The 14,040-nt window shown below is 72.4% G+C and carries 10 protein-coding genes; 6 read left to right on the forward strand and 4 right to left on the reverse strand.

What is annotated here, in order from left to right; genetic code table 11:
* Positions 1 to 265: 265 nt before the first annotated feature.
* Both gltB and ACF08B_RS16175 read left to right on the forward strand, forming a co-directional pair.
* A complete protein-coding gene (gene gltB / locus ACF08B_RS16170) occupies positions 266 to 4,858 on the forward strand; it encodes a glutamate synthase large subunit (protein ID WP_392317915.1) in 4,593 nt (1,530 codons plus the stop codon).
* Positions 4,851 to 6,314 carry a glutamate synthase subunit beta gene (locus ACF08B_RS16175; RefSeq protein ID WP_392317916.1) on the forward strand — a complete coding sequence of 488 codons (1,464 nt, stop codon included), beginning with the start codon at positions 4,851 to 4,853 and terminating at the stop codon, positions 6,312 to 6,314. The genes gltB and ACF08B_RS16175 overlap by 8 nt, the downstream gene beginning before the upstream one ends.
* A 131-nt stretch (positions 6,315 to 6,445) precedes the next feature.
* Here the strand turns inward: ACF08B_RS16175 and ACF08B_RS16180 are convergent, their stop codons facing one another.
* Together ACF08B_RS16180 and ACF08B_RS16185 are read right to left on the reverse strand one after the other, a co-directional pair.
* Entirely contained in the window at positions 6,446 to 7,348 is a 903-nt protein-coding gene (locus ACF08B_RS16180; protein WP_392317917.1) for a chitosanase, read from the reverse strand.
* Positions 7,345 to 8,262 carry a rhomboid family intramembrane serine protease gene (locus ACF08B_RS16185; RefSeq protein WP_392317918.1) on the reverse strand — a complete coding sequence of 306 codons (918 nt, stop codon included), beginning with the start codon at positions 8,260 to 8,262 and terminating at the stop codon, positions 7,345 to 7,347. The genes ACF08B_RS16180 and ACF08B_RS16185 overlap by 4 nt, the downstream gene beginning before the upstream one ends.
* 141 nt (positions 8,263 to 8,403) lie before the next feature.
* On the opposite strand from ACF08B_RS16185, the gene ACF08B_RS16190 reads away from it, so the two are divergent.
* Positions 8,404 to 9,129, forward strand: coding sequence for a vWA domain-containing protein (locus ACF08B_RS16190; RefSeq protein WP_392317919.1), 726 nt, complete (start codon positions 8,404 to 8,406; stop codon positions 9,127 to 9,129).
* 8 nt (positions 9,130 to 9,137) lie between these two features.
* On the opposite strand, the gene ACF08B_RS16195 is transcribed toward ACF08B_RS16190, so the two are convergent.
* The gene (locus tag ACF08B_RS16195; protein ID WP_392317920.1) at positions 9,138 to 10,178 is read right to left on the reverse strand and encodes an acyl-CoA dehydrogenase family protein; all 1,041 of its coding nucleotides are present in this window, start codon (positions 10,176 to 10,178) and stop codon (positions 9,138 to 9,140) included.
* On the reverse strand, positions 10,178 to 11,317 hold the full coding sequence (locus tag ACF08B_RS16200) for an acyl-CoA dehydrogenase family protein (RefSeq protein WP_392318141.1): 1,140 nt from the start codon (positions 11,315 to 11,317) through the stop codon (positions 10,178 to 10,180). Before ACF08B_RS16200 ends, ACF08B_RS16195 begins: the two co-directional genes overlap by 1 nt.
* 53 nt (positions 11,318 to 11,370) lie before the next feature.
* Here ACF08B_RS16200 and ACF08B_RS16205 point away from each other — a divergent pair, with 53 nt between their 5' ends.
* Genes ACF08B_RS16205 through ACF08B_RS16215 form a run of 3 tightly spaced genes read left to right on the forward strand, consistent with a single transcriptional unit; the run spans position 11,371 to position 14,001 of the window.
* On the forward strand, positions 11,371 to 12,156 hold the full coding sequence (locus tag ACF08B_RS16205; RefSeq protein ID WP_392317921.1) for an SDR family oxidoreductase: 786 nt from the start codon (positions 11,371 to 11,373) through the stop codon (positions 12,154 to 12,156).
* Between the two features lie 26 nt (positions 12,157 to 12,182).
* Positions 12,183 to 12,806 (forward strand): TetR/AcrR family transcriptional regulator, encoded by a 624-nt coding sequence (locus tag ACF08B_RS16210; protein ID WP_392317922.1) that lies wholly within the window; start codon positions 12,183 to 12,185, stop codon positions 12,804 to 12,806.
* 37 nt (positions 12,807 to 12,843) lie between these two features.
* A complete protein-coding gene (locus ACF08B_RS16215) occupies positions 12,844 to 14,001 on the forward strand; it encodes an acetyl-CoA C-acetyltransferase (RefSeq protein ID WP_392317923.1) in 1,158 nt (385 codons plus the stop codon).
* The last annotated feature ends 39 nt before the right edge of the window (positions 14,002 to 14,040 follow it).

Below are 14,040 nucleotides of genomic sequence, written 5' to 3' on the forward strand. Positions count from 1 at the left end.
CCGCCCCCAGGGCCGACGGGCACCGATCCGACCGATCTCGTCCGCAGTGGTCCCCCGCATACGTTTCGCCGCCCGCGCGGCACCCCGCCGCACCCGTGTGGCACCCCGGCCACGGACCCCGTGGCGTCCGCATGGTGGAACGGAGTATCCGGTTCCCGAGTCCGGATCCATCATGTAACCTGCACGAAATTTTGCACTTATCGCAGAGGGCCAACGTCGTCCCTCGGCACTTGCCACATGCCACATGACGACGACGGGAGAGCCGATGCGTACGCCGCGCCAGCCGTCCCAGCATTCCGCGAATGGCCAGAACTGGTCCTTCATGGATGCTCGCCCTGCTGCACAGGGTATGTACGACCCCCGCAACGAACACGACGCCTGTGGCGTCGGTTTCGTCGCCACTCTCACCGGCGACGCGTCGCACACGCTGGTCGAGCAGGCGCTCACCGTACTGCGCAACCTGGAGCACCGCGGCGCCACCGGCTCCGAGCCCGACTCCGGCGACGGCGCGGGCATCCTCTCCCAGGTGCCGGACGCCTTCTTCCGTGAGGTGGCCGGATTCGACCTCCCCGCGGCCGGCTCCTACGCCGTGGGCATCGCCTTCCTGCCGGAGGAGGGGACCGAGGACGCCGTCTCACGTATCGAGACGATCGCGGCCGAGGAGGGCCTCACGGTCCTCGGCTGGCGCGCGGTCCCGGTCGCCCCGGAGCTGCTGGGCGCCACCGCCCGCTCCACCATGCCGGCCTTCCGGCAGATCTTCGTCGAGGACGGCGCCAGCGAGGGCATCGCGCTGGACCGCAAGGCGTTCGCGCTGCGCAAGCGCGCCGAGCGCGAGGTGGGCGTGTACTTCCCGTCCCTCTCCGCCCGGACGATCGTCTACAAGGGCATGCTGACCACCGGCCAGCTGGAGCCCTTCTTCCCGGACCTGTCCGACCGCCGCTTCGCGTCGGCCGTCGCGCTCGTCCACTCGCGTTTCTCCACCAACACCTTCCCGTCGTGGCCGCTCGCGCACCCGTACCGCTTCGTCGCGCACAACGGTGAGATCAACACCGTCAAGGGCAACCGCAACTGGATGCGCGCCCGCGAGTCCCAGCTCGTCTCCGAGCTCTTCGGGGACCGCGACCTCGAGCGCCTGTTCCCCGTGGCCACGCCCGACGCCTCCGACTCGGCGTCCTTCGACGAGGTGCTGGAGCTGCTCCACCTCGGTGGCCGCTCGCTGCCCCACTCCGTGCTGATGATGATCCCGGAGGCGTGGGAGAACCACGACTCCATGGACCCGGCCCGGCGCGCCTTCTACCAGTTCCACTCCACGATGATGGAGCCCTGGGACGGCCCCGCCTGCGTCACCTTCACCGACGGCACCCAGGTCGGCGCCGTGCTCGACCGCAACGGTCTGCGCCCCGGCCGCTACTGGGTCACCGACGACGGCCTCGTCGTCCTCGGCTCCGAGGTCGGCGTCCTCGACATCGACCCGGCCAAGGTCGTCCGCAAGGGCCGGCTGCAGCCCGGCCGGATGTTCCTCGTCGACACCGCCGAGCACCGCATCATCGAGGACGACGAGATCAAGGCGTCCCTCGCCGCCGAGAAGCCGTACGCGGAGTGGCTGGAGGCCGGCGAGATCGAGCTGGGCGACCTGCCCGAGCGCGAGCACATCGTCCACACCCACGCCTCGGTCACCCGCCGCCAGCAGACCTTCGGCTACACCGAGGAAGAGCTGCGCGTCATCCTCGCGCCGATGGCCCGCAGCGGCGCCGAGCCGATCGGCTCCATGGGCACGGACTCGCCCATCGCAGCCCTGTCCGAGCGCCCGCGGCTGCTCTTCGACTACTTCACCCAGCTGTTCGCGCAGGTCACCAACCCGCCGCTGGACGCCATCCGCGAGGAGCTGGTCACCTCCCTGCGCTCGTCGCTGGGCCCGGAGGGCAACCTGCTGGAGCCCACGGCCGCCTCGTGCCGCTCGGTGACCCTCCCCTTCCCGGTCATCGACAACGACGAGCTGGCCAAGCTCATCCACATCAACGCCGACGGCGACATGCCCGGCTTCAAGGCCGCGACCCTCTCCGGCCTGTACCGGGTCTCCGGCGGCGGCGACTCGCTCGCCGCCCGCATCGAGGAGATCTGCGCCGAGGCCGACGCGGCCATCGACAACGGTGCCCGGCTGATCGTCCTGTCGGACCGGCACTCGGACGCCGAGCACGCCCCGATCCCGTCGCTGCTGCTCACCGCGGCCGTCCACCACCACCTCATCCGCACCAAGCAGCGGACCCAGGTCGGTCTGCTGGTCGAGGCCGGCGACGTCCGCGAGGTCCACCACGTCGCCCTGCTCATCGGCTTCGGCGCGGCCGCCGTGAACCCCTACCTGGCGATGGAGTCCGTCGAGGACCTGGTCCGCGCCGGCACCTTCCTGTCCGGCGCCGAGCCCGAGCAGGCCATCCGCAACCTGATCTACGCCCTCGGCAAGGGCGTCCTGAAGGTCATGTCCAAGATGGGCATCTCCACCGTCGCCTCCTACCGCGGCGCCCAGGTCTTCGAGGCCGTCGGCCTGGACCAGCAGTTCGTCGAGAAGTACTTCAACGGCACCGCCACCAAGATCGGCGGCGTCGGCATCGACGTCATCGCCAAGGAGGTCGCCGCCCGCCACGCCAAGGCCTACCCGGCCTCCGGCATCGCTCCCGCGCACCGCGCGCTGGAGATCGGCGGCGAGTACCAGTGGCGCCGCGAGGGCGAGCCGCACCTGTTCGACCCGGAGACCGTCTTCCGGCTCCAGCACTCCACGCGCACGGGCCGCTACGACATCTTCAAGAAGTACACCGACCGAGTGAACGAGCAGTCCGAGCGCCTGATGACGCTGCGCGGCCTGTTCGGCTTCACGTCGGACCGCCCGTCGATCCCCGTCGACGAGGTCGAGCCGGTCAGCGAGATCGTCAAGCGGTTCTCCACGGGCGCCATGTCGTACGGCTCCATCTCCAAGGAGGCGCACGAGACCCTCGCCATCGCCATGAACCAGCTGGGCGGCAAGTCCAACACCGGTGAGGGCGGCGAGGACCCGGAGCGCCTGTACGACCCGGCGCGCCGCTCGGCGATCAAGCAGGTCGCCTCCGGCCGCTTCGGCGTGACCTCCGAGTACCTGGTCAACGCGGACGACATCCAGATCAAGATGGCCCAGGGCGCCAAGCCCGGCGAGGGCGGCCAGCTGCCCGGCCACAAGGTGTACCCGTGGGTCGCCAAGACCCGTCACTCGACGCCGGGTGTCGGTCTGATCTCGCCGCCGCCGCACCACGACATCTACTCCATCGAGGACCTCGCCCAGCTGATCCACGACCTGAAGAACGCGAACCCGCAGGCGCGGATCCACGTGAAGCTGGTCTCCGAGGTCGGCGTCGGCACGGTCGCGGCCGGTGTGTCCAAGGCGCACGCGGACGTCGTCCTGATCTCCGGCCACGACGGCGGCACCGGCGCCTCCCCGCTGACCTCCCTGAAGCACGCGGGCGGCCCCTGGGAGCTCGGCCTCGCCGAGACCCAGCAGACCCTGCTGCTCAACGGCCTGCGCGACCGGATCGTGGTGCAGACCGACGGCCAGCTGAAGACCGGCCGCGACGTGGTCGTCGCCGCACTGCTCGGCGCCGAGGAGTTCGGTTTCGCGACCGCTCCGCTCGTCGTCTCCGGCTGCATCATGATGCGCGTCTGCCACCTGGACACCTGCCCGGTCGGCATCGCCACCCAGAACCCGACGCTGCGCGAGCGCTTCGCCGGCCAGGCCGAGCACGTGGTCAACTTCTTCCGGTTCATCGCCGAGGAGGTCCGCGAGCTGCTCGCGGAGCTGGGCTTCCGCTCCATCGAGGAGGCCGTCGGTCACGCCGAGGTGCTGGACGTCGGGCGCGCGGTCGACCACTGGAAGGCGCAGGGCCTGGAGCTGGAGCCCCTGTTCCACGTGCCGGACCTGCCCGAGGGCGCTGTCCGCCACCGGCTGATCGCCCAGGACCACGGCCTGGAGAAGGCGCTCGACAACGAGCTGATCAAGCTCGCCGCCGACGCCCTGGCCGCGAGCGACGCGACCGAGGCGCAGCCGGTGCGCGCCCAGGTCGCCATCCGCAACATCAACCGCACGGTCGGCACCATGCTCGGCCACGAGGTGACGAAGAAGTTCGGCGGCGCGGGCCTGCCCGACGACACCGTCGACATCACCTTCACCGGCTCCGCCGGCCAGTCCTTCGGCGCGTTCCTGCCGCGCGGCGTCACGCTGCGCCTGGAGGGCGACGCCAACGACTACGTCGGCAAGGGCCTGTCCGGCGGCCGGATCGTCGTCCGCCCGGACCGCGCGGCCGACCACCTCGCCGAGTACTCGACCATCGCGGGCAACACGATCGGCTACGGCGCCACCGGCGGCGAGCTGTTCCTGCGCGGCCGTACCGGTGAACGGTTCTGCGTCCGCAACTCAGGCGCGCTGGTCGTCTCCGAGGGCGTGGGCGACCACGGCTGCGAGTACATGACCGGTGGCCACGCGGTCGTCCTCGGCCCGACCGGCCGCAACTTCGCGGCGGGCATGTCCGGCGGCGTCGCCTACGTCATCGACCTCGACCGCGACAACGTCAACGTCGGCAACGTCGACGCCGTCGAGGCGCTGGACGACACGGACAAGCAGTGGCTGCACGACGTGGTGCGCCGGCACGCCGAGGAGACCGGCTCCACGGTCGCCGGGAAGCTGCTCGCCGACTGGGAGGCCTCCGCGGAGCGCTTCAGCAAGATCATCCCCAGCACGTACAAGGCAGTGCTCGCCGCCAAGGACGCCGCCGAGCGAGCCGGTCTCTCCGAGACCGAGATCACCGAGAAGATGATGGAGGCGGCGACCAATGGCTGACCCGAAGGGCTTCCTGAACCACGGCCGTGAGGTCGCCAAGTCCCGTCCCGTCGACGTGCGCCTGAAGGACTGGAACGAGGTCTACGTCCCCGGCTCCCTGCTGCCGATCATCAGCAAGCAGGCCAGCCGCTGCATGGACTGCGGCATCCCGTTCTGCCACAACGGCTGTCCGCTCGGGAACCTGATCCCGGAGTGGAACGACTACGCCTACCGCGAGGACTGGTCGGCGGCGTCGGAGCGGCTGCACGCCACGAACAACTTCCCGGAGTTCACCGGCCGGCTCTGCCCGGCCCCCTGCGAGTCGGCGTGCGTGCTCGGCATCAACCAGTCGCCGGTCACCATCAAGAACGTCGAGGTCTCGATCATCGACAAGGCGTGGGAGACCGGTGACGTCGCCCCGCAGGCGCCCGAGCGGCTGTCCGGCAAGACGGTCGCGGTCATCGGCTCGGGCCCGGCGGGCCTGGCCGCCGCCCAGCAGCTGACCCGGGCCGGTCACACCGTCGCCGTCTACGAGCGCGCGGACCGCGTCGGAGGCCTCCTGCGGTACGGCATCCCCGAGTTCAAGATGGAGAAGCGGCACATCAACCGCCGTATCGAGCAGATGCGCGCGGAGGGCACCCGCTTCCGTACCGGTGTCGAGGTCGGCCGGGACATCAACGCCCGCGACCTGAAGAAGCGGTACGACGCCATCGTGATCGCCGCCGGGTCCACGACCGCCCGCGACCTGCCGGTGCCGGGCCGTGAACTCAAGGGCATCTACCAGGCGATGGAGTTCCTGCCCCTGGCGAACAAGGTCCAGGAGGGCGACTACGTCACCGCCCCGGTCTCGGCCGAGGGCAAGCACGTCGTGGTCATCGGCGGCGGCGACACGGGCGCGGACTGCGTGGGCACCGCCCACCGCCAGGGCGCGGCCTCCGTCACCCAGCTGGAGATCATGCCCCGCCCGAACGACGAGCGGCACGCGACGAACCAGCCCTGGCCGACCTTCCCGATCCTCTACAAGGTCACCTCGGCCCACGAGGAGGGCGGTGAGCGGATCTACTCCGCCTCCACCACCCACTTCGAGGGCGACGAGGACGGCAACGTGCAGTGGCTGCACCTGGCCGAGGTCGAGTTCGTCGACGGCAAGCTGACTCAGAAGCCGGGCAGCGAGCGCAAGATCCCGGCCCAGCTGGTCACCCTCGCCATGGGCTTCACCGGCATCGACCGGGAGAACGGCCTGGTCGAGCAGTTCGGCCTGGAGCTGGACGAGCGCGGCAACGTCGCCCGCGACGCCGCCTTCCAGACCAACGTGCCCGGCGTGTTCGTCGCCGGTGACGCGGGCCGCGGCCAGTCGCTGATCGTCTGGGCGATCGCCGAGGGCCGTTCCGCGGCCCGCGGAGTCGACCGCTTCCTGACCGGCGCCAGCGACCTGCCGGCCCCGATCCGCCCGACCGACCGCGCGCTCGCGGTCTGACCCGCCCGAGGGCCTGACAAGCCCTCACGAGACGTCCCGTACAAAGGCGTACGGAACACTGACGGCGCCCGCCCACCTGTCCCCGACCGGACTCTTGGGCGGGCGCCGCCGCATGTCCGGCAGCCTCGCGGCTACGGCACCCGGTACGACTCCCCGTACACCTTCCACCGGAGCGGCGTGCGCAGGTCCAGGTTGCCGTCGTAGAGGAACTCCCGCTGGGCCGTGTCGATGCGGGAGGTGTCGATGGTGGCCCTCCTCGCCTTCATGGCCTTGCGGCGCACGTCCAGGAAGATGTCCAGGTAGTTCTTCTCGCTGCCGCCCTCGGAGGGGCTGTCGGCCTCCGCGAGCGCGCGCTCGCGCAACCCGTAGAAGCTGTTCGGGCCCGTGCCGGGGCCGTGGAAGACCATCGCGTCGAAGTAGACGAACTGGCCCAGCGTGCCCAGGCCGTCGAGCTTGGCGAGCCGGACGGCCGGCTCGAAGTAGACGCGGTCGCGCTCCTTCTCCTGCGCGTCGCGGAACGCGGGGACCTTCGCCTCCCGCTTCCACGCCGGGACGAAGCCCGGCTCCAGACCCTTGTGGGAGGGCGTGCCGTCGACCTTGCGCAGGGCGGGCAGGTAGCGCGCCAGCCCGTTGTGCGGGTGGGCCTCGGTGTAGCGCTCGACCAGGGTCCGCAGGTCGTGGGTGCCGGTGCAGAAGCCGATGATGCCGGCGGTGTAGCCCTGCCCGTCGCCGATGTCCTCGATGTAGCCGTAGGCGCTTCGCCAGTCGAGCGTGGAGTTCTCGGCACTCGCCACGAGCCGCTGCGCCAGCTCCTTCTTCGCGGGCGCCTCCAGACCGGCCGGGGCGTCGGCGACGACCTCCGCGTCCTCGGCGCGCTCCGTCTCGGCCCGCGTCTTGGCCTCCTGGCGGGCCTGCCGGGCGGCGGACAGGCGCGTGCCCCCGGAGTCGCCGGACCCGTCGGGGGTGGCGGCGTACACCGCCGCGGTGACGACGACCGGTACGGCCGCGAACAGCAGGATTCCGGCTCGTCTCATACGCCGGCCCCTCCCGTGAGATCCGATACCTTCACCAGCGCCAGGATGAGCAGCAACGCCGGCAGGGCCACGCAGGCGCCCGTCTGGACGAGGGTGCGGCGCCCGTCCCGGGGAGCGTACGCGTAGGCCAGTGTCACGGCGCCGCCGGCCAGCAGCCCGCCGAGGTGCGCCTCCCAGGACGTCACCCACGCGGACAGCACCAGCCAGAGCAGCAGGCCGCCCATGTGCTGGTTGACCGACCGCATGTCGTAGCCGAGGCGGCGGCCCATCACGTAGTAGGCGGCGCCGAGACCGAAGATCGCGCCCGACGCGCCGATCGTCAGGGCCTCCGGGTCGACGAGCAGGACGAGGACCGACCCGCCCAGCGCCGACAGCAGGTAGAGGGCGAGATAGCGGACGCGGCCCAGCTGCGCCTCCACGACACGGCCGACGGTCCACAGCGAGGCCATGTTCATCACGATGTGCAGCACGCCGATGCCGTCGTCCGGCGGCATGTGCAGGAAGGCGCCGGTCAGCAGCCGCTCCCACTCACCACCCACGAGGCCCTCGGCGTGCATCGAGCCGTACGGGTACTGCCACAGGTAGTGCGCGCCGTCCGTGTCGCGCAGCCCGGCGCCCAGCATGCCGAACCGGTCCACCACCGAGGGCCGCGCCAGCTCCGCCAGGTAGGCGAGCACGTTGAGCCCGATCAGGACGTACGTCACCAGCGGCACGGCGCTGATCCGGCCGCCGAACACGGTCCGCGCCTGCCGTACCGTCCGCGCGCCCTCCTTCACGCACCCCACGCACTGGTGGCCGACCGCGGCCTCGCGCATGCAGGACGGGCAGATGTAGCGGTCGCAGCGGGTGCAGCGGACGTGGGACTCCACCCGGGGATGGCGATAGCACGTGGTGACGGCTGACTCGGCGGTCACAACCGGCTCCTTGGAGGAAGGCTGGGCAGGAAACGAGCCGGTGGGGACGGCGGCGAACAAAATAGCGAACGGTGGCGGCCGCGGGGACACCAGGGGCGCGTGATCACGTAGGCTCGGCGGCCCGTACGGCGAGGGGGGACCATGGCCGCGATCAGTCTGCGCAAGGTGGAGGAGACGGCACCCGCGCTGGTGGGCGCCTACCGGTCGGCGGGGGTGTCGCTGCGCAAGCACGGCCTGGACGGGCTGCGGGCCGCCGTGTACCTGGTGGTCGACTACTCGGGCTCCATGCGGCCGTACTACCAGGACGGCAGTGTGCAGGCGCTCGCCGACCGGGTGCTGGGCCTGTCCGCGCACCTGGACGACGACGGCCGGGTGCCCGTGGTGTTCTTCTCGACCGACGTCGACGCCGTCACCGACATCGCCCTCGACGGCCACGCGGGCCGTGTCGAGCGGATCGCGGCCTCACTCGGGCACATGGGCAAGACCAGCTACCACCTGGCGATGGACGCCGTCATCGACCACTACCTGGACAGCGGCGCGACCGCGCCCGCGCTGGTCGTCTTCCAGACCGACGGCGGCCCGATCAACAAGCTCGCCGCCGAACGCTACCTGTGCAAGGCGGCGAGGCTCCCGCTGTTCTGGCAGTTCGTCGGCTTCGGCGACCCGGGCAGCCGGCAGTTCGAGTTCCTGCGCAAGCTGGACGAGCTGGCGGTGCCCGGCAAGCGGCCCGTGGACAACGCCGGCTTCTTCCACGCGGGCCGCGACCCGCGACGGGTGTCGGACTCCGAGCTGTACGACCGTCTCGTCGGCGAGTTCCCGCAGTGGCTGGCGGCCGCACGCGCCGCGGGCATCGTGCCGCCGGCCTGAGCCAACGGTCACCGGCCCGGGCCCGCCGCCGCGCCGGCCGCGCCCTCGAGGACCGCGTCCCGGCACTCCTCGGGTGTGCCCCACGCCGAGCGCAGGGCGCGGGCCCTGGTCAGCAGCAGGGACAGGTCGTCCTCGGCCGTGTACCCGATCGCGCCGTGCAGCTGGAGGGCCGCGCGGGCGGTGCCGTACGCCGCCTCGCAGGCCTTCAGTTTGGCGGCCGCCACATCGGCGGGACGCAGGGTGGTCGCCGCGCCGAAGAGCAGCGGCCGGGCGAACTCCAGGGCGATCCTCGCGTCGGCGAGGCGGTGCTTGACCGCCTGGAACGAGCCGATGGGCACGCCGAACTGGGTGCGCCGCCCGACGTGCGCGACCGTCCGGCCCAGCAGGGCGAGCCCGGTGCCGAGGGCCTGGGCGGCGGTGGCGAGCCGGGCCCAGGTGAGCGCGTGCTCCACGGCCGGGCCGACCCCGGGGCCGCTCGCGAGGAGCTCACCGCCGGACGGCAGGAGGGACAGCCGGCGCGCGGGGTCCAGCGAGGGACGCGAGCCGGCGGGGGCGGGAGCGAGGCGGACCTCGGCGAGGCCGGTGCCGCGGCCGGCGGGGGGACGGGCCGCGCCGCCGGCGCCGTGCACCGCCAGCCGGACGGCGGCCGCCTCCGCGTCCAGGGCGTACGACCCGGCCGGCGCCAGGGTCGCCATCGACTCGCCCGACAGCAGCCCGGGCAGGAACCGGCCGGCCGGTGCCGGGTCGTCCAGGGAGGCGAGCAGCACGGCCGCGCCCACCGTCTCGGCCAGTGGTCCCGGCAGCGTGTGCCGGCCCGACTCGACGCAGGCCACGGCGAGTTCCACCGGGCGCGGGCCCCAGCCGCCCCGCGCCTCGGGGACCGCGAGCCCGAACACCCCCGCGTCCGCGAACCGGCGCCACAGCGCACGGCCGCCCGCGCGCTCGCCCCGGCTCCACTCCCGTACCGCCGACGCGGTGTCCGCGGCCGTCAGCATCGCGCGCAGGGAGTCGGCGAAGGCCCCCTGCTCGGTGTCGAGGAGGAAGCGCATCAGCGGCGTCCCTTCGGCAGGCCGAGCAGGCGCTCGGCGACGATGTCCCGCTGGATCTCGTTGGTGCCGGCGTAGATGGGGCCCGCGAGGGAGAACACGTACCCCTCCGCCCACGCCGTGTCCGCCAGCTCGCCCTCCTCGCCGAGGAGATCGAGTGCCGTCTCGTGCAGCGCGAGGTCGAGTTCGGACCAGAACACCTTGTTCATGCTGGACTCCGGGCCGAGCGCGGCGCCGTCCAGGAGGCGGGAGGCGGCCGCGTAGGTGAACAGCTGATAGGCACGGGCGCCGATCACGGCGTCCGCCACCCCGGCCCGCGCCCGCCCGGGGCTGCCCTGGGCCCGCCACAACTCCAGCAGCCGGCCGGCGGCGGCGAGGAACCGGCCGGGGGAGCGCAGGGTCAGGCCGCGTTCGTCGCCCGCGGTGGACATCGCGATCCGCCAGCCCCGGCCGGGCTCGCCGATCACGTCCTCGTCCGGCACGAACACCTCGTCCAGGAACAGCTCCGCGAAGGCGGGTTTCCCGTCCAGGCGGCGGATCGGACGGACGGTGACGCCGGGGGCCCGCAGGTCGAACATCAGGTACGTGAGCCCCTGGTGCGGCCGCTCGGCCGCCGGATCGCTGCGGAACAGCCCGAAGGCCCGGTCGGCGAAGGCCGCCCGGGAGGACCAGGTCTTCTGCCCGCTCAGGCGCCAGCCGCCCGGGGCGCGCACCGCCCGGGAGGTGAGCGAGGCCAGGTCCGAGCCCGCCTCCGGCTCCGACCAGGCCTGCGCCCAGACCACCTCGCCGGAGGCCATCGGCGGCAGCACGCGCGCGCGTTGTTCCTCCGTGCCGTGGTCGAAGAGGGTGGACGCGAGCAGACTGACGCCGTTCTGCCCGACCCGGCCCGGCGCGCCCGCCGCCCAGTACTCCTCCTCGAAGACCAGCCAGCGCAGCAGCCCGGCGTCCCGGCCGCCGTACTTCTCCGGCCAGGACACCACCGACCAGCGGTCCGCGGCCAGCTCGGCCTCCCAGGCGCGGTGCGCCGCGAAGCCCTCCGCCGTCTCCAGGGACGGCAGCGGTGTGCGCGGCACGTGCGCCTCCAGCCAGGCCCGGGCCTCGGCGCGGAACTTCTCGTCGTCCTCGGAGTGGGTCAGGTCCACGGTCGCCGTCACCAACCTTCCCTAACAAGTGTTTGGTAGGTTAGCGTGGCCCCATGACAGGCGTCGAGAGCCCGGCCTACGTACCCGGGCACGGACTGCTGCGGGGGCGCACCGCCGTCGTCACCGCGGCGGCCGGTGCCGGCATCGGCGGCGCGACCGCGCGCCGGTTCCTGGAGGAGGGCGCACGGGTCCTCATCAGCGACGCCCACACGCGCCGGCTGAAGGAGTACGAGGCCGAGCTGGGCCGCGAGTTCCCGGGCGCGGTGAGCGCCGTACCGTGCGACGTCACCGACGAGGCACAGGTGCGGGCCCTCTTCGACGCGGCCGCGGCCGAGCACGGCCGGCTGGACGTCGTCGTCAACAACGCCGGACTCGGCGGCACCGCGGAGCTCGCCGACATGACCGACGAGCAGTGGACCCGCGTCCTCGACGTCACCCTGAACGGCACCTTCCGCTGCACCCGGGCGGCCCTGCGCGCCATGCGGGAGACCGGCGGCGGGGTGATCGTCAACAACGCCTCCGTCGTCGGCTGGCGCGCCCAGGCCGGGCAGGCGCACTACGCCGCCGCCAAGGCCGGGGTGATGGCCCTGACCCGCTGCGCGGCCGTCGAGGCGGCCGCGTACGGCGTGCGGGTCAACGCGGTCGCCCCGAGCCTCGCCATGCACCCGCACCTGGTGAAGGTCACCTCCGCCGAACTGCTGGCGGAACTCACCGCCCGCGAGGCCTTCGGGCGGTACGCGGAGCCCTGGGAGGTGGCCAACGTGATCGTGTTCCTCGCCTCCGGCTACTCCTCCTACATGACCGGCGAGGTCGTCTCCGTCAGCAGCCGGCACGCGTGATGACCCGGGCAGACCACAATGGGGGCGTGCCGACCAAGAAGAAGCCCCAGGTGACCGCCGCGGCCGCCCGGCGCGGCGAACTCCTCACCACCGCCGCCGAGGTGTTCGCCGAGCACGGCTACAACGCCACCACCGTCCGCAGGATCGCCGACCACGCGGGGATGCTCGCGGGCAGCCTCTACTACCACTTCGACTCCAAGGAGTCGATGCTCGAGGAGATCCTGCGGACCTTCCTCGACGAGCTGTGGGACGGCTACGACACCGTCCTCGCCTCCGGACTCGGGCCCCGCCGGACGCTGGAGGCGCTGGTCACCGAGTCCTTCCGGGAGATCGACCGGCACCGGGCCGCCGTCGCCATCTACCAGAAGGAGAGCAGGCAGCTCACCGCCCAGGACCGGTTCGCGTTCCTCGCCGAGTCACAGCGCCGGTTCGAGACGGCCTGGCTCAGCACGCTGGAACGCGGCGTCGCCGAAGGAGTCTTCCGCGCCGACCTCGACGTGCGGCTCACCTACCGCTTCGTGCGGGACACCGTGTGGGTCGCCGCCTCCTGGTACCGGCCCGGGGGACAGCACAGCCCCGAGGAGATCGCCCGCCAGTACCTGTCGATGGTGCTCGACGGGATCGCCGTACGCGACGAGCAGAGCGGATAGAGCCCACCCAATGTCCCTTCCAGGCAGGGGAGTCGCCATGGCCGAGGCCTACATAGTCGAAGCGGTCCGCACGCCCGTCGGGCGGCGCGGGGGAGGGCTCGGCGGGGTGCACCCGGCCGACCTGGGCGCGCATGTGCTCACCGCGCTGATGGAGCGGACCGGCATCGACCCGGCCGCCGTGGAGGACGTGGTCTTCGGCTGTCTGGACGCGGTCGGACCGCAGGCCGGGGACATCGCCCGCACCTGCTGGCTCGCCGCCGGGCTGCCGGAGGAGGTGCCGGGCGTGACCGTCGACCGGCAGTGCGGCTCCTCCCAGCAGGCCGTGCACTTCGCCGCGCAGGCCGTGCTGTCCGGCACCCAGGACCTGGTCGTCGCGGGCGGCGTGCAGAACATGACCCAGGTCCCCATCGCCTTCGCCTCCCGGCAGGCCGCCGCCCCGCTCGGGCTGACCGAGGGCCCCTTCCACGGCAGCGCCGGCTGGCGATCCCGCTACGGCGACCAGCCCGTCAACCAGTTCACCGGCGCCGAGATGATCGCCGCCCGGTGGCACATCAGCCGCGAGGAGCAGGAGGAGTTCGCCCTGCGCTCGCACCTGCGGGCGATCCGGGCGATCGACACCGGCCGCTTCGCACGCGAGATCGTCCCCCACGGCTCCGTCACGGTCGACGAGGGGCCGCGCCGGGACACCTCCCTGGAGAAGATGGCAGGGCTGAAGCCCGTCGTCGACGGCGGCACCATCACCGCCGCCTGCTCCTCCCAGGTCTCCGACGGTGCCGCCGCCCTGCTGCTCGCCTCCGAACGGGCGGTACGCGACCACGGGCTGCGCCCGCGCGCCCGCGTCCACCACCTCTCCGTACGCGGCGAGGACCCCGTCCGCATGCTGTCCGCCCCCATCCCGGCCACCGCACACGCGCTGCGCAGGACCGGACTGACCATCGACGCCATCGACCTGGTGGAGATCAACGAGGCCTTCGCGCCGGTCGTCCTCGCCTGGCTGAAGGAGACCGGCGCCGACCCCGGAAGGGTCAACGTCAACGGCGGCGCGATCGCCCTCGGCCACCCCCTCGGCGCGACCGGCGTCCGCCTGATGACGACGCTGCTGCACGAACTGGAGCGCACCGGCGGCCGCTACGGCCTCCAGACCATGTGCGAGGGCGGCGGCCAGGCCAACGTGACGATCATCGAACGGCTCTGAACCCGGCCCCCGCCAGCCGAACGCCGCCCACGGTCCGCG

The organism is Streptomyces sp. NPDC015139, from assembly GCF_043079785.1.
Classification (GTDB): domain Bacteria; phylum Actinomycetota; class Actinomycetes; order Streptomycetales; family Streptomycetaceae; genus Streptomyces; species Streptomyces albidocamelliae.